Genomic DNA, 19308 nt, shown 5'->3' on the forward strand with positions numbered 1-19308 from the left:
TGGCTGGAGCGCTCAGCCTTCGCCGAACTGGTTGATGTAGTTGATGTGCGCAGGCTTCTGAATCGCCCGTGGGCGAAGATCCTGCACCCATGCAATCGCCTCGCGGCGCGGCATTCCGGACTCGATCAGCAGACGGGCAGCGAACAGCCCGGTGCGGCCGGAGCCGCCCTTGCAGTGGATGGCCAGGGCCTTGTTGGATGCGAGCAAAGCGTTCAACTGGTGGCGGATCTCTCCCAGCCCGACCTCGAAGTTTTTATCCGGAGCATGATCATCCTTGATCGGCAGTTGGTACCACTCCAACCCATGCTGCTTGGCCGCGACGCCAAGCTGGGCAACTCCGTTTTCCTGAAGCTCTGCGTCCGACATCAGCGTAACCAGCGCCACGGCACCGGCCTTCTTGAGCGTATCCAGGCTTTCAGCGAGACCGCTGGTCTGGGTGCCCGGACAAGGCGTAAAAATCAGCACACCCGGAGCATGGGGCAACGATTTCAATGAGTAAGGATGCGACATGCTCATGACCTCAGATAGACCGAATATTGACTCGCTTGGATAGTTCTTCCGCCGACTCTTTGCGCTCGGAGTAGCGGTCTACCAAATAATCCTGGCGATCACGCAGCAGGAGCGTGAACTTGGTCAGTTCCTCCATCACGTCGACCAGTCGATCGTAGAAAGAAGACGGCTTCATGCGCCCGGCTTCATCGAACTCCAGGAAGGCTTTCGGCACCGACGACTGGTTCGGGATGGTAAACATACGCATCCAGCGGCCAAGCACGCGCAGTTGGTTCACCACGTTAAAGGACTGCGAGCCTCCACATACCTGCATCACCGCGAGGGTCTTGCCCTGGGTTGGGCGAACCGCGCCCATGGCCAGCGGTACCCAATCGATCTGCGCCTTGAAGACAGCACTCATTGAGCCGTGACGCTCGGGCGAGCACCACACCTGGCCCTCGGACCATTGCATCAGCTCGCGGAGTTCCAGCACCTTCTCGTGAGAGTCCGGAGCGTCATCCGGCAGCGGTAGGCCGGAAGGATCAAAGATTCGGGTTTCGGCGCCGAACTCTTCCAGCAGGCGCGCAGCCTCCTGGACCATCAAGCGGCTGAATGAGCGTTCGCGGGTCGATCCGTACAGCAGCAGGATGCGCGGTTTGTGTGTGGAAGGATCCTTCGGCGCCAGCCGCTCCAGCGACGGCAGATCAATAAGTTCTGGTTGGACATTGGGCAGGTGGTCGTTCATTTCGGTCTCCATTGATCCAGGGCCTACAGCGCGCCGATGCGGGCAAGTTCGGCTTTCAGTTCGTCCTGGCTCAGTTGCGAGAAAGGCAGCGCAATGAAGGCGCGCACGCGCTCATCAATCTTCGCAAGTGTTGTCTGGAAGGCTTCTTCGATTTCTGCCTCACTCCCGGTGACCGCCGAAGGGTCGGCCAGGCCCCAGTGGGCTTTGAGCGATGGACCGAAGAAGATCGGGCAGGCTTCGCCGGCAGCGCGGTCGCACACGGTGACAACGATGTCGGGAGGAGAGCTCTCGAAGGCATCCGAGGCCTTGCTTGAAAGACCTGCGGTGGGGATACCGGCGGCTTCCAGGGTATTCAGTGCCCGCTCATTGACCTTGCCGCTTGGGAAGCTGCCCGAGCTCACAGCTTCCATACCCTCTGGGGCCAGGTGATTGAACAGCGCCTCGGACAGGATGCTGCGGCAGCTGTTGTGGGTGCACATGAACAAGACTTTCATCAGGTATCTCCGGTTCAAAAGCTCAGGCGGATGGCCAATGCGGCCAAGGTGGCAAGCAGGATCGGCAGCGTCAGGACGATGCCGGTGCGGAAGTAGTAACCCCAGGTGATGACGATGTTCTTGCGGGCCAGCACGTGTAGCCACAGCAAGGTGGCCAGGCTGCCGATGGGGGTGATTTTCGGACCGAGGTCACAGCCGATGACGTTGGCGTAGATCATGGCCTCGCGCACGATGCCGGTGGCCTCGGCGGAATGGATCGACAAGGCCCCTACCAACACAGTGGGCATGTTGTTCATGACCGACGACAGGCCAGCGGCGAGCAGCCCCGTCCCGAGGGATGCGCCCCAGATTCCGTAGCCAGCGAAGACATTGAGGATCTGCGTCAGGTAGTCGGTGAGGCCGGCGTTACGCAGGCCATACACCACAAGGTACATGCCAAGCGAGAACACCACGACCTGCCAAGGCGCGTCCTTGAGCACCTTGCGGGTTGAAATCACGTGCCCACGCGCGGCGATCAGGTAGAGGATCAGCGCACAGGCAGCAGCGATGGCGCTGATCGGAACGCCCAGCGGCTCGATGGCGAAGAAGCCAACCAGCAACAGCGCAAGCACCCACCAGCCGGCAACGAACGTCGCCTTGTCGCGGATAGCGGCTTCGGGAGCCTTCAGTTGGTCGAGTTCATAGGTACGCGGCAGGTCCTTGCGGAAGAACCACAGCAGCATTCCCAGGGTGGCGGCGATGCTGACCAGGTTCACCGGCACCATGACCGAGGCGTATTCGCTGAAGCCAATGCCAAAGTAGTCGGCGGAAACGATGTTCACCAGGTTGGACACCACCAGCGGCAAGCTCGCGGTATCGGCGATGAAGCCCGCCGCCATGACGAATGCCAGCGTCGCCGCCGGGGAGAAGCGCAGGGCCAGCAGCATGGCGATGACGATCGGGGTCAGGATCAGTGCCGCACCGTCGTTAGCGAACAGCGCCGAGACGGCGGCGCCCAGCAGGATGATGAAGGCGAACAGCTTGCGGCTGCTGCCATTGCCCCAGCGGGCCACGTGCAATGCCGCCCACTCGAAGAACCCCGCCTCATCCAGCAGCAGGCTGATGATGATGACGGCGATGAAAGTGGCGGTAGCGTTCCAGACGATCTGCCAGACCACGGGAATATCGGACAGGCTCACGACGCCCGCCAGCAGCGCCACGACGGCCCCCAGTGCGGCGCTCCAGCCCACGCCCAGGCCTTTGGGCTGCCAGATGACGAGAACGATCGTCACCAGGAAAATCAAAAATGCGATCAGCATGACTACAACTCAATCAGCGAAGGGAATTCTCAAGCACAAGCAACAGGGCTCTGCGGCCGCTCGCCCATTTCGGCAAGGCGCAATGCATCGGGGCTCAACCATTCCTGGTTGGCATCGACCACTCCCTTCAGCATCGCGTCCACCCACTGCGGCAGTTCGGGGTGCAGTCGGTAGTACACCCATTGACCCTTGCGGCGATCCATCAGGATTCCAGCCTCGCGCAACTGGGCAAGATGCCGGGAGATCTTCGGCTGGCTCAGCTCCAGCGCGTGGGTAAGTTCGCAGACACAGAGTTCGCCTTCACGGGCGATCAGCAGGGTCATCCGGGCCCGGGTGTCATCAGCCAGGCATTTGAAAACGATGGGGGGAGTCAGTGTTTCCCGCATGTGACCTCCTGGGGAATGCGTGTACGGCCAATATCTGGAAATCCGAATATATGCCAATTCGAATATACGGTAAAGCAGATATTTACACTCGCCTCGCCTTACGGGACGTCATAAAACTGGAAAAAGCCCTCGCTTTGGGCCCTATACTGGCCGTCGATACCATCCCCAGAGTCCCCAATGAACCAGTCTGATATCTCTGTCCGATTGCTTGGTACCGATCAAATCCAAGGCCTGGCTGCGCATCTGACTGCAGCGGGCTTGCCGACCCAAGACCTTTTGCAGCCCGACCGAATGTTCTATTCCTTTCATCGGGGAGAAACGGAGCTGGGATACGGGGGCATTGAAGGAACTGGTCGGACTCGTCTGATTCGCTCACTGGTTGTCGTACCGGCCCAGCGAAAGTCAGGGATCGGTACCCTGCTGCTCAGAGCACTTGAGCGAATAGCGGAAGCTGACGGAGCCCAGAGCCTTCATCTGCTGACCACAACAGCACCCGACTTCTTCGAGGCTCGGGGATATGAGCACAGAGACCGATCTCAAGCCCCAAAGGCAATTTCCAGTTCGGAGGAGTTCAAGAGCCTTTGTCCGACCTCTGCGGTCTATATGGTGAAGGATCTGGCGACATGAACTCGGTGTCACCTCAGGGAACTCGCCTCCACGAATTTCACTGAGTCCTGCGGCGCCCTGAAGATGGCGAGCCCTGGGCCCGGCATGATTGAGCGACTTCATGAGTGAGGATACAGGCGTATCCTTGGACGGTTTTAAACCTGCCTGGTAGCGGAAAACAGTCAGTCTGGTTGGCGCGTCTGCGCTCGGAAAAGCAGCAACCCCTCCAAGATGTATCTCAGAGAAATCCATGCCCAACCCAACGATTTGTAGGGGGCTCCCAGCCAGGAGCGCTCGCACCGGTTACCACGCCCCAAAAAGATACCATCATAATTTTTTTGGGGTTTTAGCACGGGGTCCTTCCTGTGATTTTTTCTGGCTGAACCTTTGCTGTGACAACCTTTATTAAACGAAAAAGCCCGAGAAATTTTGAAAAATTATGCTTTGTGACAACCTTTATTTTTGCTTCCCTAGAAGCAGCCTCCTCGCTAGGCCGCGAAATGCAAGAGACTTTGTGACAAAGTTTATTAATCGGCAACAAAAGGGTCGCTCCAAAGCGGCCCTTTTTATTGTGCCGGATACAATGCTCGAGTCATGACAGCGGTCCCAGGATGATCGAGCTTTTTTCAAAGGCTGAAATTCGTGTCCAGGGAGAACGCATGAAAAAGAGCGAGCTACCGGTCAAGACCTGTGCCTACTGCCAGCTGCCGTTCACCTGGCGCAAGAAGTGGGCCCGCTGCTGGGACGAGGTGCGCTATTGCTCCGAGCGCTGCCGGCGAACGGCGAAGAGCCAGCGCTGAGGCACACCGGCGCGGCTGGCGCTGGCGCAACTACCGCGCGAGGATGAACTACGCTTGATGGGCATCCACTGTCCAGTCAGGAGAGGTCATCCATGCATGCGCAACTTCCACCGGCACTGCAAGGCCTGCAGGTGCCGTTGCGTTTGAAACTCTGGGACGGCAATCAGCTCGACCTGGGTCCTGATCCCCAGGTGACCTTGCTGGTCAAGCATCCGGCCTCGATCGCTCACCTCAACCATCCCAGCATGGATGAATTGGGCGCCGCTTTCGTCGAGGGTGAGTTCGACCTGCAAGGGGACATCACGCAGGCCATCCGCATCTGTGACGAGCTGGGCACCGCGTTGCTTCAGGAGGAAGACGCGCAGCCGACCCGCACGGCACACGACAAGGACACCGATGCACAGGCCATCGCCTACCACTACGACGTGTCCAATGCGTTCTACCAGCTGTGGCTGGACCCGGACATGGCGTACTCCTGCGCCTATTTCAAGACGCCCGACACCACGCTTGAAACGGCGCAACAGGACAAGTTCGACCACCTCTGCCGCAAGCTGCGGTTGCAGGCCGGTGACTATCTGCTGGATGTCGGTTGCGGCTGGGGAGGACTGGCGCGTTTCGCGGCGCGTGAGTATGGCGCCCGGGTGATGGGGATCACCCTCAGCGAGCAGCAACTTGCGCTTGCCCAGCAACGTGTCAGGGACGAAGGGCTCGACGATCGCGTCGAGCTGAAGAAGATGGACTATCGCGACCTGCCGCAGGATGGCCGTTTCGACAAGGTCGTCAGTGTCGGCATGTTCGAGCATGTCGGACACGCCAACCTGCCGTTGTACTGCCGGATCCTGTTCGGCGCCGTGCGGGAGGGCGGCCTGGTGATGAACCATGGCATCACCGCCAAGCACGTCGATGGCCGTCCGGTGGGGCATGGGGCCGGAGCGTTCATCGGTCAGTACGTGTTCCCCCATGGCGAACTGCCGCACCTGTCGATGATGTGCGCGAACGTCTGCCAGGCCGGCCTGGAAGTGGCGGATGTCGAGAGCCTGCGCCTGCACTATGCCAAGACGTTGGGGCACTGGAGCGAACGTCTTGAACATCAATTGCACCGCGCAGCGGCCGAGATCCCGGAGAAGACCTTGCGGATCTGGCGCCTGTACCTGGCAGGCTGCGCCTATGCGTTCGCCAAGGGCTGGATCGACCTGCACCAGATCCTCGCGGTCAAGCCCTATGCCGATGGGCATCACGACCTGCCCTGGACGCGCGAGGACCTGTACCGCTAGAGGTCATAGAATCGGCGAGATCAGCCGGGCAACACGCATCCCCAGGTGCTGGAGGCGATGCGTGTTGCGGCTGTCGTTGAGAGTGATCTGCCGGGCCTGCGCGAAGTCGGCCGTGAGCATGCCTTCCACCTGCTCGGCGAATGGCTTGTCCACGGTCAGCAGCATAATTTCGAAGTTGAGGCGGAACGAGCGGTTGTCCAGGTTGGCGCTGCCGATGGCGCTGAATTCGTCGTCCACCAGAACGACTTTCTGGTGCAGGAACCCCGGTTGGTAGCGGTAGACCTTGACGCCTGCACGCACGGCTTCGAAGGCGAACAGGCTCGAGGCGGCATACACCACGCGATGATCGGGGCGCGACGGGATCAGCAGCCGCACGTCGACGCCGCGCAGCACCGCCAGGCGCAAGGCCGCCGACATGGCTTCGTCGGGAATGAAGTAAGGGCTGGTGATCCACACCCGTTCCCGTGCTGAATGGATGGCTTCGAGAAAGAACAGTGAACACGTCTCCTGTGGGTCAGCCGGCCCGCTGACTAGGACCTGGCACAGCATCCCGTCTTCAGGGTAGGCATCTGGCAGGAGCAGGGGTGGCAGGGCGCGCGTGGCCCAGTACCAGTCTTCGGCGAACGACTCCTGGAGGCACGCCAGCACCGGGCCACTCACCTGGACGTGCGTATCGCGCCAGGGCGAGAGCGGGCGGTGGTGGCCCAGATACTCGTCGCCGACGTTATGGCCGCCGACGAAGCCTGTCAGCCCGTCGACGACCACGATCTTGCGATGATTACGGAAGTTGACCTGGAACCGGTTGAACCAACCGCGGCGCGTGGTGAAGGCCTGGACCTGTACACCCGCCTCACGCAGGGCCTGCACGTAACGCCTGGGCAATGCATGGCTACCGACACCGTCGTACAGCACGAATACCTGGACACCGGCGTGGGCCTTGCGTATCAACAGCTGCTGCAAGGCCTGGCCCAGTTCATCGTCATGAATGATGAAGAACTGGACCAGCACCACCTCTTCGGCACGCTCGATCGCGTCGAAGATCGCATCGAAGGTGGCGCGTCCGTTGACCAGCAGTTTCACTTCGTTGTGCGGCAACCATGGCATGCGTCCCAGGGCCGACATCGCCCGCAACGCCAGGGTCGGCGCCGACTGCCTGGCCTTCAAGGCCTGCTCGACCCAGGCGCGCCAGTTCAAGCCAGCCATCGCCACATGCATTTCCTGGTTGGCCTTGCGCCTGGCCAGAATATAGGCGTAGAAGGAGCGTGAGCCGAAGACCAGGTAGGGGATCAGGGTCAGATAAGGGATGAAGAACAGCGACATCGCCCAGGCGATCGCGCCTTGCGCCGTGCGGACGGTGAACATGGCATGTACCGCCGCCACGATGCCCATCAGATGAACGAAACCGATCACATATCCGAAAAAGTGCGGGCTCTGATAATCCATACCTATCCTGCGCTGTGCATGTTCGTCGGCTAACAGACCTTGTGGCCGTCGCTTGGTGCAACCTGATGCACGAAACGACGTCCAATCCTCGATTCGGCCGATACCCGGCCCAGGTGGAGTTCCATGATGAAAAAGCGTGTGTGGTGTGCACTGTCGTTGGCGCTGGTCGGTCCCCTGGCCAATGCCCAGATGCTTCAGCCTGGGCTGTGGGAGCTGACCACCAGCAACATGCAGGTCGACGGCAAGCAGTTGCCTGACATGGACTTCATGTTAGGCCAGCTGAAGAACCTGCCGCCTGAACAACGGGCCATGATGGAGGGGGTGTTGACCAAGCAAGGCGTCACGCTGGGAGGCAAGGGCGTACGTTCCTGCCTGACGCCCGAGCAAGTCAATACCAACGACATTCCTTTGCAGGACCCCAAGTCGGGTTGCACGCAGCGCATCACCGATCGCACGGGCAATGTCTGGAAGTTCGAATTCAGCTGCCCGAAAGCGCAGGGCGCTGGTCAGGCGACGTTCCTGAGCGACCGTGAATTCGTGACCAAGGTCAATGGCACCTTCAACGCGTCGGGCGTGCAACAGCGTGGCAGCATGGACACTCGTGCGGTGTGGTTGGGCAGTGACTGTGGCGCAGTTCGTCCGCGCCAGTGACCGTTACCATCGCCAACGGCTGACGGCCACCGCATCGTGGGCATGCAGGCTCTCTGCATGCTCGACCCGCACTTCGAACCCTGCAACCCCCACGGCCGTGAGCAATGCTCCATGCACGCGCCTGGCTGCGTCTTCGCAGAACATCAGGTTCTGTCCGTTGGCCAGGGCGAATGCCTGCTCATCCACACGCTTGACGGCTGTCTGCACGGCAGTACCCAAAGCGTGTTCGACCTCATCGATCAGTTCCACAATAGGTAGATGGTCGAGCCCTTCAAGACGTACCCCTATGCGCGCCACGCTACGCTGGCTGTGCGGGGTCGCCACGATTCCCTGGCTGCTGCCCAACCAATCGATGACCTGAGCGCGGTCGACCTGCACCAAGGGAAAGTCGATAGCAAACTGGTTCTGGATGAGTTGCCTCGCCAAGGCCGCCGAGCAGGGGCAAGTGGAGGAGTAAGGCACGTCGATGAAGAGTTCCACGTGGAACATATCGTCTTCGAGGCGGGCATCGACCGTGACCGGATACGACTTCCAACCGGAAGTCTCGCTGATCAGCGCCGATCGCTTCAGCAGGCAATCGAATCGCAGCTGTACGGTGGCCGCCGTGGACAAATCGTGGTGAGTGGCGAGAAACCTGTGCAGCAACTGCTCGAGGGCTGCTGGGTCGAGATCGTTGTCCTCCAAGGTGTTCAACATCAGATAAAGCCGTGACATGTGGATGCCTTTGGCATCGAGTGCATCCAGGTTGACCCCGGCATCGACACGCGCGGCTACCCGCTGCCCCATGATCTGGATGGGCAGCGCGATCCCTTGCATGCCGACCCAGTTCAGCGCAATGGCATGGGAGCTGGCGTGGTGTGCGACATCGGGCAGGTGTAGATCAGTCATGGAGGATTCCCGTACGAACGTGTCATCGGTACCCGGAGGGAGGGCGACAGAAAAAACCGACGACGATGATTTAGTTATACTATAACGTATTAGCCTCATCATCCGTGAAGGAGCAGGCATGGCCAGTCGTCTTTTTCCGCTGCATCGTCCGATCGCGCTTGAGTCGGCGTCGACACTGCCCCCGTCGCATCAGGTCATGGAGGCGTCTCCCAACGTCCTGTCAGCCATTCTCGCGAACGAGGTCAACCTGGCGATCTGGCAGCGCAGCCTGCCGTCCCACATCGCAGATTTTTCCGCGCTCGTGCTGAGCCTCGGTCAACGCCTGGCCGATGAGCGTGTGGTGGAGGTACGCGAGGATGCACCCGTGGTCCTGAACGACCTGCTGGTCGGCACCCAGGACTTGCAGGGCTATGAGGCGTTCGTGGCTGACGTGACTTGGTTGGTGGAGGCGTTCACCTGCCTGGTGGGAGCACGGCGACTCGGGCTGCGCTTGCGCACATTGCAGGGTGCCATGTGCCCTCGGTTCCACGTCGACCATGTGGCGCTGCGTCTGTTGACCACCTACGCGGGTGCCGGCAGTGAATGGCTGAGCGATCCCGCCGATGCGAACGTTCCCGAGCGCTGTCATCGGCTGGGCCAAGGGAATGTGGCCTTGCTCAAAGGGGAGAACTGGTCGGGTAACGAAGGGCGTGGCCTGGTACATCGCTCGCCCGGTGCGACCCAGGATGCCGGACGCCTGTTGCTGAGCATTGACTGGTTGCAGTGAGGTTGATTAGTAATGGACTTCCTTCGGCCAGACCTAGAAGCCTCTTCATGCTGCGCGACATACCGACCCACCTCATTGCCGGGCCCCTGGGCGCTGGCAAGACAAGTCTGATCAAGCACCTGCTGTCACAGCGACCCGACACCGAACGCTGGGCCGTACTGGTCAACGAGTTCGGGCAGATCGGCCTGGATGCGGCGCTGCTGGATGCCCGCGACCCTGACATCGCGATCAGCGAAGTGGCGGGCGGCTGTCTGTGCTGCGTCAACGGCGTGCCCTTCCAGGTGGCACTCGGCCGGCTACTGCGCGCACAGCGGCCCCATCGCATGTTCATCGAACCTTCAGGGCTGGGCCATCCCTTCGAACTGGCCTCGCAACTGGGAAAGCAGCCCTGGGCAGGGGTACTGTCGGTACAACCCTTGGTGACCGTTCTGGATGCCAGTGCCTTGGCTAAGGGGGCCGTGCTGTCCCAGCCCCAGCAAGAAGCGCTTCAGCAATCGGCGCAGCTCATCCTCAACAAATCCGAGCTTGTGGACAACGCAGCAAGGCTGTTGATAACTCAGCAACTGCCCATGAAACCGATGATTTGGACCGATCATGGGCGCGTCGATCTGGCGGATATTCCTATCGCTGAATCAGCTATAAGTAATTCATTATATGTAGATTTACCCCCGGCCCGCCTGGACGACATCGCGCTTCGGACAGTCTGGATCGACAGAACGCGACCTCTCATCGCGGTGCACGAGGACGGTTCAGCTTGGAGTTGGGGCGGGCGATGGCATCCAAGCCAGCGGTTTTCGCTGGAACGGGTCACGGAGGTGTTGGCTTCGCTGGCGACGACACGTGCCAAGGCCGTTATCCACAGCCGTGAAGGCTGGATGTCTTTCAATGGGGTGAAAAGCGAACGCACAGTCTGGCAAGCCAGCGAATGGAGAAAGGATTCGCGAATAGAGCTTATTTTTCCACAGGCTCATGCCAGCCAAGCACTGACGAGCGCTTTCACCTACTGCCTTGTGGATAACTAATCAGGGGTTCCAGCGATCGTGCGTACGCCGCCACTGCTGCATCTCGATAACGTTATCCACAGGCGCTGACGCCTCGGCCTGGAAGGGGTAGGGGGCCAGTTCGATGTAGAGGGCGTGAGCACCGAACTGAGTGGCTGTGCCCGAGTGACGTTGTTCGCCGGTGACGGTGAATTCGAAGTCGTACACACGCCCCAGGCGCCGCCGGCCACGCGCATCCGGTATGAAACCGATGCGTCGCAGCGCTATGGTGTCATCCAGCAGCTCCAGGTCGAGCTTGGCGCAGTGTTGCTTGACCCGCTCCAGGGCGCGCTCACGCAGGCCATGGTTGTGCCACAGCCAAGACCCCAAGGTCAGCAACACCATCAGGCCGAAAAGGTTCTCCAGGGTCAACATCTGCACAGGCTCCACGAATATGAGGTCAGCTTAACCGGACCGAAAAGGCATCGCACGGGCGATGGGCGAAGGGCCACTGCAGGCGCAATGATTTATCCCCAGGTCCGGGGAACCTTGGCTCATGCCTCGGCGTCGTCGGTCCTGAGGTTCTGATAACGCTCTTGCAGCTCCTGACGAATCTGCCGGCGCTGCTGGCCTTGCACGAAGCGACGTTTTTCCTCGCTGCTCTGGGGCTGGCGTGGCGGCACGGGAACGGGGCGTCGATTGTCGTCCACCGCGACCATAGTGAAGAAACAACTGTTGGAATGGCGTACGGAGCGTTGCCGAATGTTCTCGGTCACGACCTTGATGCCCACTTCCATCGAGGTGGTGCCGGTGTAGTTCACCGAGGCCAGGAAGGTCACCAGCTCCCCGACATGCACGGGCTCGCGGAAGATCACCTGGTCGACCGACAAGGTCACCACATAGGTCCCGGCATAACGGCTGGCACAGGCATACGCCACTTCGTCCAGGTACTTGAGCAGCGTGCCACCGTGCACGTTGCCGGAGAAGTTGGCCATGTCCGGGGTCATGAGCACGGTCATCGAGAGTTGGGCGTTTCCAGGTTCCATAATCAGGCTCACGGTTCGGTTGCGGTAGAGCGGGGCGAACGGATCGCCCCTGACGCCAGGGCGCACACGTGTGGACAGAGGTCCGGAACACCCCACCGGCCCACCAGGATGCCGGATGAATGTGTCCATCTGTTTCTGCATATTGCACCCGCCACGTGCGGCAAGTGGCGATGTTACCCTGAGCGTGCTCATGCAAGGTGAGCATTCTTTCACCTAGAACAGTATGTACTTGCGGTTCGTCGCACCCAGTCGGGTAGCGGACGGCCGGGCCCGTGCATCGATGACAAGGAGTAGCAACCGCCATGCACGCCATCGGCTTCATCCAGGACCTGGCCGTGATCATGCTGGTGGCAGGCATGGTCACCATCATCTTCCACCGTCTCAAGCAGCCGGTGGTGCTCGGTTACATCGTCGCGGGCTTCATCATCGGGCCACACACGCCTCCCTTCGGCCTCATCCATGACGAAGACACCATCAAGATCCTGGCCGAGCTGGGGGTGATTTTCCTGATGTTCTGCCTCGGCCTGGAGTTCAGCCTCAGGAAGCTGTTCAAGGTCGGGGCCACGGCCTTCATCGCGGCCTTCCTCGAGATCGTCCTGATGATCTGGATCGGGTTCGAGATCGGCCGCTGGTTCGGCTGGAGCGCCATGGATTCGCTGTTCCTCGGTGCGATCCTGGCGATCTCGTCGACCACCATCATCGTCAAGGCGCTGAACGACCTGAAGATGAAGAACGAGCGCTTCGCCCAACTGATCTTCGGTGTACTGATCGTCGAGGACATCCTGGGCATCGGCATCATCGCCCTGCTGTCCGGGATCGCCGTCAGCGGCACCGTCAGCTCCGGCGAAGTCTTCTCCACGGTGGGCAAGCTGTCGCTGTTCATGATCGTGGCGCTGGTGGTCGGGATTCTGGTCGTGCCCAGGCTGCTGGCCTACGTGGCCAGGTTCGAAAGCAACGAGATGCTGCTGATCACGGTACTGGGGCTGTGCTTCGGTTTCTGCCTGCTGGTGGTCAAGCTCGAATACAGCATGGTGCTGGGCGCCTTCCTGATCGGCGCGATCATGGCCGAGTCGCGCCAGTTGCTGAAGATCGAGACCTTGATCGAACCGGTGCGCGACCTGTTCAGCGCGATCTTCTTCGTGGCGATCGGCCTGATGATCGATCCGCAGATACTGGTCGAGTATGCCTGGCCGATCGTGGTGATCACCCTGGCCGTGGTATTGGGCAAGATGCTGTCCTGCGGCATGGGCGCGTTCATTGCCGGCAACGATGGCCGTACGTCCCTGCGGGTGGGCATGGGGCTGTCCCAGATCGGCGAGTTCTCGTTCATCATCGCCGCCCTGGGGATGACCCTGCAGGTCACCAGCGATTTCCTCTACCCGGTCGCCGTCGCCGTTTCGGCGATCACCACTTTGCTGACGCCCTACCTGATTCGCGCGGCGGATCCCTTGTCGATCAAGCTCGGGCGCATCATGCCTGGCCGCCTGTCGCGCGTGCTCTCCCTGTACGGCGAATGGCTGCGCAGCATCCAGCCCCAGGGTGAGAGCGCCATGTTGGCGGCCATGATCCGACGTATCCTGCTGCAGGTAGGCGTCAACCTGGCGCTGGTCGTCGCCATCTTCTTCAGCAGCGCCTACTTCGCCGAGCGGCTGGGCGTCTACCTGAGCCAATGGATCGGCGACGTCGGGCTGCAAAAGGCCTTGATCTGGGGCCTGGCGCTGCTGGTATCGCTGCCGTTCCTGATCGCGGCGTACCGCAAGCTCAAGGCCCTGTCGATGCTGCTGGCGGAGATGAGCGTGAAGCCCGAGATGGCCGGGCGTCATACGCATCGAGTACGGCGTGTGGTCGCCGAAGTCATCCCGCTGCTGTCCTTGCTGGTGATCTTCGTGCTGCTGTCGGCCCTGTCGGCCAGCATCTTGCCCACCAGCGAACTGCTGCTGGTCATCGCCGTGGTGGCGGCAGGTGTGGTGGCGCTGCTGTGGCGCTGGTTCATCCGTGTGCACACGCGGATGCAGGTGGCCCTGCTGGAGACCCTCGAGAACAATCGCGACCACTGACGCTGAAAAAAGGGTCGCCCGTCCATGACGAGCGACCCCGGGAGTGATCGACTTGACCGATCGGAGGGCCGGGGGACGTGCTCAGCTTTCCAGCCAGACGTCACGTGCCCAGTGCCAGACCGATTCCCAACTCTCTTCGGTGACGAGCTCTTCTTCACCCGACCACAGCACCACGGTGCCGTCTTCCTCGACGCAGTAGTAGTCGTCCCCGTCCTCGCACAGCGGGATCAGGTCACGCGGTACACCGGCGTCCCAGGCATTGGACGCCACATCCGGCAGGTAGGTGTGGGACTGTGGATCGGTCACGGTGACCGGCTCCAGGCTGCCGTAGACGACATCGCTGACAGTCATCAAGAATTCCTTGAACACAAACGGAATGTTGATGAACAGCTGCTCTTCGATCTCGACCAGCAGGTCCTCGTCCGGAAGCTCCAGCGGCACGGGCACCGGCTCGTTGGCTTCACGGAGTTGCTCGATCACTTCTTCCACGGTTCATATCCTCAGAACTTGATGACGACGCTGCGCGTTATACCCTAGTCGGCCACTGTGCCAAAAACAAAAACCCCGGGGAAGGCCCCGGGGTTCACGATGACCCGATGGTGATCAGGCGTTCTGGCGGATACCGGCCAGCAGCCAAGGCTGGTTGTCGCCGTGGGCGCGCTCCATGTGCCAGCTTTCGCTGAAGGCCTCACCCTGGTCGAAACGCGAGGTCTTGGAGACGCCGCGGAAGGTCAGGGTGGCATCGGTCTTGTCGGTCCGCTCGTCGATACCGTCGAGTTGTACTTCGAGGTTGTCGATGTAGGTGGACTGGAAGCCGTCGCCCAGGTCGGCGCGCTCGCGCTTGAGGAAGGTCAGCATCTGCGGCGTGACGAACTCGGCGATCTTGTCCATCTCGTTGGCATCCCAGTGCTGCTGCAGCGACTGGAAGTGCGTACGGGCGGCGGACAGGAAGCTCTGCTCGTTGAACCAGGCCGGCGCCTTGATGACCGGTGCTGCTGCAGCCGAGGCTGCCGAACCGCCGAAGACCGAGGCTTGCGGGGCCTGTTGGCCATGCGCTTCACGCTGGAACGGCGCCTGACCGGCAGCACCGGCCACCTGGGGCTGTTGCTGACGACGACGGGCGGCGATGAAGCGGAAGATCAGGAAGGCCACCAGTGCGATGATCAGGAAGTCCAGGATCTGCATGCCCTGGAAGCCGTCGCCCATGAACATCGAGGCCAGCAGACCACCGGCGGCGAGACCTGCCAGAGGACCCAGCCAGCGCGAGGCACCGCTGGCCGCTGCCGGCGCACGGCCGGGTGCGGTCGGTGCTGCGGCCGGCGTGGCAGGTGCAGCTTGGCGTGTCTGGTGGATGGGCGCGGCGCCGGAACTCTTGCCGCCGCCGAATCGCTTGGCGTTGGCGTCCAGGCTCAGCGTCAAACCGACGCACAACGCCAGGAAGATGCTAAGAAAACGTTGCATAAGTGGGATTTCCCGTTTGATGGATTGCACGCGCGTCATGGTGCACAGGTTGGCATGCACCTGACCAGCCCCATAATGTTTCGAGCTTTTGCTTGGTTGGACGGAAGAAGCCGCTGCGCTAGCGGCCTCTTCGGAAGTACGACCATGAAAAGATCGTAAAGGCGGTAGGAAAATTCAGATGGCTTCGAGCTTGGCATAACCCAGCATGAGCCACTTGCTGCCTTCAGCGAAGTTCACCTGCACCCGCGCCTGCGGACCGGACCCTTCGAAATTGAGGATCGTGCCTTCGCCGAACACCGCATGCTGGACACGTTGACCCAGGTTGAAGGCGGTCTGCGGAATGTTGGCGTTGGCGAACAGGCTGCCCGACTGAGTCTGGGTGCCGCCGAACGGCCGGCTGACGGAATTTGACAACCGAACTTCCTGGACCAGCCCTGCCGGGATCTCGCGCACGAAGCGCGAGACCTTGTTGTAGGTCTCGCTGCCGTACAGACGGCGCGTCTCGGCATAGGTCATGACCAACTGACGCATCGCGCGGGTGATGCCGACATAGGCCAGCCGCCGCTCTTCCTCGAGACGCCCGGGTTCTTCGAGGCTCATCTTGTGCGGGAACAGGCCCTCTTCCAGGCCGACCAGGAACACGTAGGGGAATTCCAGGCCCTTGGCACTGTGCAGGGTCATCAGTTGGATGCTGTCCTCGTGCTCGTCGGCTTGCGTGTCGCCGGCTTCCAGCGAGGCATGACCCAGGAATGCCGATAGGATGGAGAGCTCACCCTCGTTTTCGCTGGATTCGAAGTTGCGCGCCGCGCTGACCAGTTCCTCGAGGTTTTCCACCCGTGCCTGACCCTTCTCACCCTTTTCTTCCTGGTGGTAGGGAATCAGGCCGGACTGCTCGATGACGGTCTGGGTCATCGTGTGCAGGGGCAGGTCGTTGACCTTGACCGCCAGCTGGTCCATCAGCTCGATGAACGCACCCAGCGCACTGGCCGCTCGCCCCTTGAGCGCCTTGTGCTCGAGCAGTTGGCACATGGCCTGCCACATGGACACCTGGGCGTGGCGGGCATGCTCACGGATGGCTTCGACGGTCTTTTCACCGATACCGCGAGGCGGCACGTTGATCACCCGCTCCAGGGCAGCATCGTTGCCACGGCTTTCGATCAGGCGCAGGTAAGCCATGGCGTTCTTGATTTCCGCCCGCTCGAAGAAGCGCTGCCCGCCATAGATGCGGTAAGGAATGCGCTCGCGCAGCAGCGCTTCCTCGAGCACCCGCGACTGGGCGTTGGAGCGGTAGAGGATGGCTACCTGATGCCGTGGTGTGCCCTGCTTGAGAATGCCCTCGATGGTCTCGACCACGTAGCGCGCTTCGTCATGCTCGTTGTAGGCGGCATACAGGCTCAGTGGCTCACCGTCGCCGACATCGGTCCACAGCTCCTTGCCCAACCGCCCGCTGTTGTTAGCGATCAGGGCGTTGGCAGCCTTGAGGATACCCGCCGTGGAACGGTAGTTCTGCTCCAGGCGGATCAGCTCGGCATCCGGGAAGTCGGCGGTGTACTGATGAATGTTCTCGATCTTCGCGCCACGCCAGCCGTAGATCGACTGGTCGTCGTCGCCGACCGCCATCAGGCTCTCGCCTCCGGCCGCCAGGAGACGCAGCCAGGCGTACTGCACGGCGTTGGTGTCCTGGAACTCGTCTACCAGCACGTGCCGGAAGCGTCGCTGGTAATGCTCGAGCAGGCTAGGCCTGTCGCGCCACAGGTCCAGCGCGCGCAACAGCAGTTCGGAGAAGTCGATGACCCCGGCACGGGCGCAGGCGGCCTCGTAGGCTTCGTAGATGCCGCGCATGGTGCTCAGGAACAGGTCACCCCCGGGCTGGATGTGCTGGGGCCGCAGCCCCTCGTCCTTCTGACCGTTGATGAACCACTGCGCCTGCCGCGCAGGCCAGCGCTGCTCGTCCAGCCCCAGCTCGCGGATCACCCGCTTGACCAGGCGCTGCTGGTCGTCGCCATCGAGAATCTGGAAGTTCTGGACCAGCCCGGCTTCCTGCCAGTGCGCGCGCAACAGGCGGTGCGCCAGGCCGTGGAAGGTGCCGACCCACATGCCGGCCGGGTTGATGCCCAGCAGCTGTTCGATGCGGTGGCGCATCTCGGCCGCTGCCTTGTTGGTGAAGGTCACCGAGAGGATCGAGTGCGGCGAGGCGCGCTCGACCTGGATCAGCCAGGCAATGCGATGCACCAGCACACGGGTCTTGCCCGAGCCGGCACCCGCCAGCACCAGTTGGCGTCCAACCGGTGCCGCGACGGCCTGGCGCTGGGCATCGTTGAGGGAATTGAGCAGAAGAGAGAGGTCATCGGTATGCATCCGGCCATTCTAGGTGGGCAGCTCAGGCCAGAGCAAACGGCGCGCGCAAATAATCGCGGGCGCCGAGACCCGCCGGTCGGCTCGGCCTGCCGCTCAGGCCTCGCGGGTGAGGATGGGCATCCATTGAGTGCCCTTTTCCGAACTGATCTCCACCCTCGACCAGCTGTTGAGGCCAGGCTCGGTAAAGTGCACGAGCTTCTCGGTGACCACCTGGGGGTGAACGCCTTCGAGCTGTTCGAACGTCAGGTGCAGGACTTCCCAGCCACCCTTGTGGCGGATGGTCGGCCGGGACAGGATGGGCACGATGCCAGGGTGCGGCACCGTGACGCGGCCGAATAGGGTGAAGCATTCGTGATCTGGGCGGGTGTCATTGAAGGCGATGAAGGTAGGTGTGTCGACGTTCATGGTGAGTCTCTCCTGTAGAGGTCAGCAGCAAAGCAGCTGCCTGCGCATCCTCGTTCGGTGACGCCAGGACGGGCAGGAGGAACTCGTTCAACCTTGCCCGTGAATGCCTTGTCGGAACAGGCACGATCCAGGCTGCCAGAGATCCCGCGGGTGCGGACGGCCTCTGCAATCGCCCGGGAACCGTGGCTCGGACTGGGCGGTTCAGCGTGTATGTAGTATAACTACAAGAAAGCTACAGCCCGGCCTGCCGATCATCACCGAGTCCTTTCCTGTGAATTTGTTGCAACACATCGCCCAATCCCGCCATCTGCTCCGCAAATCGGAGCTCAAGGTCGCCGATCACGTGCTGCTGGACCCGGCGGCGGTCATGCACAGCTCGATGGCCGACCTGGCGCACAATGTGGGCATCAGCGAGCCGACCATCGTCCGTTTCTGCCGTGCGATCGGCTGTTCGGGCTTCCAGGACCTCAAGCTGAAGCTGGCCCAGAGCCTGGCGGCCGGTGCCAGCTTCGGCCAGTTCGCCATCCACGAGGATGACTCGGTCGCCGACTACAGCCTGAAGATCTTCGACACCACTCTGCACACCCTCATGGAAGTGCGCGAACACCTGGATCCCGAGGCCCTGGAGCGGGCGGTGCAGGCCATGGCCCAGGCTCAGCGGGTGGAGTTCTACGGTTTCGGTGCGTCCGGCGCAGTGGCCGCCGATGCACAGCACAAGTTCTTTCGCCTGCTGCTCAGCGCCGCGGCCTACTCCGATCCGCACATGCAGGCGATGTCGGCCGTCACCCTCAAGCCGGGCGACGTCGCCGTGTGCATTTCCCAGTCGGGCCGCTCCAAAGACCTGCTGATCACCGCCAACCTGGTGCGCGAAACGGGTGCCAGCCTGATCACCTTGTGTCCGAGCCAGACGCCCCTGGCCGACCTGTCGACGGTCAACCTGGCCATCGACGTGCACGAAGACACCGAGATCTACACGCCCTTGACCTCGAGAATCGCCCACCTGGTGGTGATCGACGTACTGGCCATGGGCGTGGCCATGGCGCGCGGGCCGAGCCTGGTCAACCACCTCAAGAGCGTCAAGCGCAGTCTGCGCAGCCTGCGTCTGTCACCCAAGTCGATAAAGACGTCGGAAGACTGACACGACCATCGATCGCCTGTCAC

21 protein-coding genes are annotated in these 19308 nt (G+C 61.5%); 8 read left to right on the plus strand and 13 right to left on the minus strand.

All coding sequences use genetic code 11. The features are described 5' to 3' along the window. Positions 1 to 12: 12 nt before the first annotated feature. Genes G7007_RS01990 through G7007_RS02010 form a run of 5 tightly spaced genes read right to left on the minus strand, consistent with a single transcriptional unit; the run spans position 13 to position 3412 of the window. A complete protein-coding gene (locus G7007_RS01990; RefSeq protein WP_080992800.1) occupies positions 13 to 516 on the minus strand; it encodes a cyclin-dependent kinase inhibitor 3 family protein in 504 nt (167 codons plus the stop codon). A 4-nt stretch (positions 517 to 520) separates the two neighbouring features. Continuing rightward, on the minus strand, positions 521 to 1234 hold the full coding sequence (gene arsH, locus G7007_RS01995) for an arsenical resistance protein ArsH (protein WP_023048559.1): 714 nt from the start codon (positions 1232 to 1234) through the stop codon (positions 521 to 523). A gap of 23 nt (positions 1235 to 1257) precedes the next feature. Further along, positions 1258 to 1728 (minus strand): arsenate reductase ArsC, encoded by a 471-nt coding sequence (locus G7007_RS02000; protein ID WP_023048558.1) that lies wholly within the window; start codon positions 1726 to 1728, stop codon positions 1258 to 1260. Between the two features lie 14 nt (positions 1729 to 1742). Then, entirely contained in the window at positions 1743 to 3026 is a 1284-nt protein-coding gene (locus tag G7007_RS02005) for an arsenic transporter (protein ID WP_049695270.1), read from the minus strand. 29 nt (positions 3027 to 3055) lie between these two features. Next, positions 3056 to 3412, minus strand: a complete 357-nt coding sequence (locus tag G7007_RS02010) for a metalloregulator ArsR/SmtB family transcription factor (RefSeq protein ID WP_049695271.1) — start codon at positions 3410 to 3412, stop codon at positions 3056 to 3058. 177 nt (positions 3413 to 3589) lie between these two features. Here G7007_RS02010 and arsN2 point away from each other — a divergent pair, with 177 nt between their 5' ends. The 3 genes from arsN2 to cfaB all read left to right on the plus strand — a co-directional run bounded on the left by arsN2 (position 3590) and on the right by cfaB (position 6092). Beyond that, the gene (arsN2, locus tag G7007_RS02015) at positions 3590 to 4039 is read left to right on the plus strand and encodes an arsenic resistance N-acetyltransferase ArsN2 (RefSeq protein ID WP_023048556.1); all 450 of its coding nucleotides are present in this window, start codon (positions 3590 to 3592) and stop codon (positions 4037 to 4039) included. A gap of 638 nt (positions 4040 to 4677) precedes the next feature. Beyond that, a complete protein-coding gene (locus G7007_RS02020) occupies positions 4678 to 4818 on the plus strand; it encodes a DUF2256 domain-containing protein (RefSeq protein WP_181098782.1) in 141 nt (46 codons plus the stop codon). Between the two features lie 92 nt (positions 4819 to 4910). Further along, the gene (gene cfaB / locus G7007_RS02025) at positions 4911 to 6092 is read left to right on the plus strand and encodes a C17 cyclopropane fatty acid synthase CfaB (protein ID WP_181098783.1); all 1182 of its coding nucleotides are present in this window, start codon (positions 4911 to 4913) and stop codon (positions 6090 to 6092) included. Between the two features lie 3 nt (positions 6093 to 6095). On the opposite strand, the gene cls is transcribed toward cfaB, so the two are convergent. Continuing rightward, the gene (gene cls, locus G7007_RS02030; protein WP_181098784.1) at positions 6096 to 7535 is read right to left on the minus strand and encodes a cardiolipin synthase; all 1440 of its coding nucleotides are present in this window, start codon (positions 7533 to 7535) and stop codon (positions 6096 to 6098) included. 126 nt (positions 7536 to 7661) lie between these two features. On the opposite strand from cls, the gene G7007_RS02035 reads away from it, so the two are divergent. Then, entirely contained in the window at positions 7662 to 8186 is a 525-nt protein-coding gene (locus G7007_RS02035; protein WP_181098785.1) for a DUF3617 domain-containing protein, read from the plus strand. Positions 8187 to 8189: 3 nt separating this feature from the next. Here G7007_RS02035 and folE2 read toward each other — a convergent pair whose 3' ends face one another. Then, complete coding sequence (folE2, locus tag G7007_RS02040; protein WP_181098878.1) at positions 8190 to 9074, minus strand: GTP cyclohydrolase FolE2; 885 nt, start codon at positions 9072 to 9074, stop codon at positions 8190 to 8192. Between the two features lie 196 nt (positions 9075 to 9270). On the opposite strand from folE2, the gene G7007_RS02045 reads away from it, so the two are divergent. Both G7007_RS02045 and G7007_RS02050 read left to right on the plus strand, forming a co-directional pair. After that, the gene (locus G7007_RS02045) at positions 9271 to 9840 is read left to right on the plus strand and encodes a DUF1826 domain-containing protein (RefSeq protein ID WP_181098879.1); all 570 of its coding nucleotides are present in this window, start codon (positions 9271 to 9273) and stop codon (positions 9838 to 9840) included. Positions 9841 to 9887: 47 nt separating this feature from the next. Further along, positions 9888 to 10862 (plus strand): CobW family GTP-binding protein, encoded by a 975-nt coding sequence (locus tag G7007_RS02050; RefSeq protein WP_181098786.1) that lies wholly within the window; start codon positions 9888 to 9890, stop codon positions 10860 to 10862. Here G7007_RS02050 and G7007_RS02055 read toward each other — a convergent pair whose 3' ends face one another. After that, positions 10863 to 11255, minus strand: coding sequence for a DUF3301 domain-containing protein (locus G7007_RS02055; RefSeq protein WP_181098787.1), 393 nt, complete (start codon positions 11253 to 11255; stop codon positions 10863 to 10865). It lies immediately after the preceding gene. A gap of 119 nt (positions 11256 to 11374) precedes the next feature. After that, positions 11375 to 11866: an acyl-CoA thioesterase gene (locus G7007_RS02060; protein WP_181098788.1), complete on the minus strand. Its 492-nt coding sequence runs from the start codon at positions 11864 to 11866 to the stop codon at positions 11375 to 11377. Between the two features lie 302 nt (positions 11867 to 12168). Here G7007_RS02060 and G7007_RS02065 point away from each other — a divergent pair, with 302 nt between their 5' ends. Continuing rightward, positions 12169 to 13923 carry a cation:proton antiporter gene (locus tag G7007_RS02065; protein WP_181098789.1) on the plus strand — a complete coding sequence of 585 codons (1755 nt, stop codon included), beginning with the start codon at positions 12169 to 12171 and terminating at the stop codon, positions 13921 to 13923. An 81-nt stretch (positions 13924 to 14004) separates the two neighbouring features. Here G7007_RS02065 and G7007_RS02070 read toward each other — a convergent pair whose 3' ends face one another. From G7007_RS02070 to G7007_RS02085, 4 genes are all read right to left on the minus strand, one after another. Next, entirely contained in the window at positions 14005 to 14412 is a 408-nt protein-coding gene (locus tag G7007_RS02070; protein ID WP_181098790.1) for an SMI1/KNR4 family protein, read from the minus strand. Between the two features lie 114 nt (positions 14413 to 14526). After that, positions 14527 to 15384: a Tim44 domain-containing protein gene (locus G7007_RS02075; RefSeq protein WP_181098791.1), complete on the minus strand. Its 858-nt coding sequence runs from the start codon at positions 15382 to 15384 to the stop codon at positions 14527 to 14529. 174 nt (positions 15385 to 15558) lie between these two features. After that, a complete protein-coding gene (gene uvrD / locus G7007_RS02080; protein WP_181098792.1) occupies positions 15559 to 17742 on the minus strand; it encodes a DNA helicase II in 2184 nt (727 codons plus the stop codon). 93 nt (positions 17743 to 17835) lie between these two features. Further along, positions 17836 to 18147, minus strand: a complete 312-nt coding sequence (locus tag G7007_RS02085) for a hypothetical protein (protein ID WP_181098793.1) — start codon at positions 18145 to 18147, stop codon at positions 17836 to 17838. A gap of 271 nt (positions 18148 to 18418) precedes the next feature. Here G7007_RS02085 and hexR point away from each other — a divergent pair, with 271 nt between their 5' ends. After that, positions 18419 to 19285: a transcriptional regulator HexR gene (gene hexR, locus G7007_RS02090; RefSeq protein ID WP_181098794.1), complete on the plus strand. Its 867-nt coding sequence runs from the start codon at positions 18419 to 18421 to the stop codon at positions 19283 to 19285. Positions 19286 to 19308 lie beyond the last annotated feature (23 nt).

The sequence above is a fragment of the Pseudomonas entomophila genome (genome assembly GCF_013523125.1).
Taxonomy (GTDB): domain Bacteria; phylum Pseudomonadota; class Gammaproteobacteria; order Pseudomonadales; family Pseudomonadaceae; genus Aquipseudomonas; species Aquipseudomonas entomophila_B.

Excerpts from the sequence above, each read along its gene's own strand:
- G7007_RS02010 (WP_049695271.1), bottom strand. The coding sequence starts at position 3,412 with ATGCGGGAAACACTGACTCCCCCCATCGTTTTCAAATGCCTGGCTGAT.
- G7007_RS02050 (WP_181098786.1), top strand. The coding sequence starts at position 9,888 with ATGCTGCGCGACATACCGACCCACCTCATTGCCGGGCCCCTGGGCGCT.
- cfaB (WP_181098783.1), top strand. The coding sequence starts at position 4,911 with ATGCATGCGCAACTTCCACCGGCACTGCAAGGCCTGCAGGTGCCGTTG.
- G7007_RS02075 (WP_181098791.1), bottom strand. The coding sequence starts at position 15,384 with ATGCAACGTTTTCTTAGCATCTTCCTGGCGTTGTGCGTCGGTTTGACG.
- G7007_RS02060 (WP_181098788.1), bottom strand. The coding sequence starts at position 11,866 with ATGGAACCTGGAAACGCCCAACTCTCGATGACCGTGCTCATGACCCCG.
- folE2 (WP_181098878.1), bottom strand. The coding sequence starts at position 9,074 with ATGACTGATCTACACCTGCCCGATGTCGCACACCACGCCAGCTCCCAT.
- arsH (WP_023048559.1), bottom strand. The coding sequence starts at position 1,234 with ATGAACGACCACCTGCCCAATGTCCAACCAGAACTTATTGATCTGCCG.
- cls (WP_181098784.1), bottom strand. The coding sequence starts at position 7,535 with ATGGATTATCAGAGCCCGCACTTTTTCGGATATGTGATCGGTTTCGTT.
- G7007_RS02005 (WP_049695270.1), bottom strand. The coding sequence starts at position 3,026 with ATGCTGATCGCATTTTTGATTTTCCTGGTGACGATCGTTCTCGTCATC.
- G7007_RS02035 (WP_181098785.1), top strand. The coding sequence starts at position 7,662 with ATGAAAAAGCGTGTGTGGTGTGCACTGTCGTTGGCGCTGGTCGGTCCC.
- G7007_RS02020 (WP_181098782.1), top strand. The coding sequence starts at position 4,678 with ATGAAAAAGAGCGAGCTACCGGTCAAGACCTGTGCCTACTGCCAGCTG.
- G7007_RS02065 (WP_181098789.1), top strand. The coding sequence starts at position 12,169 with ATGCACGCCATCGGCTTCATCCAGGACCTGGCCGTGATCATGCTGGTG.
- G7007_RS02045 (WP_181098879.1), top strand. The coding sequence starts at position 9,271 with ATGGAGGCGTCTCCCAACGTCCTGTCAGCCATTCTCGCGAACGAGGTC.
- arsN2 (WP_023048556.1), top strand. The coding sequence starts at position 3,590 with ATGAACCAGTCTGATATCTCTGTCCGATTGCTTGGTACCGATCAAATC.
- G7007_RS02000 (WP_023048558.1), bottom strand. The coding sequence starts at position 1,728 with ATGAAAGTCTTGTTCATGTGCACCCACAACAGCTGCCGCAGCATCCTG.
- G7007_RS02055 (WP_181098787.1), bottom strand. The coding sequence starts at position 11,255 with ATGTTGACCCTGGAGAACCTTTTCGGCCTGATGGTGTTGCTGACCTTG.
- uvrD (WP_181098792.1), bottom strand. The coding sequence starts at position 17,742 with ATGCATACCGATGACCTCTCTCTTCTGCTCAATTCCCTCAACGATGCC.
- G7007_RS02085 (WP_181098793.1), bottom strand. The coding sequence starts at position 18,147 with ATGAACGTCGACACACCTACCTTCATCGCCTTCAATGACACCCGCCCA.
- G7007_RS01990 (WP_080992800.1), bottom strand. The coding sequence starts at position 516 with ATGAGCATGTCGCATCCTTACTCATTGAAATCGTTGCCCCATGCTCCG.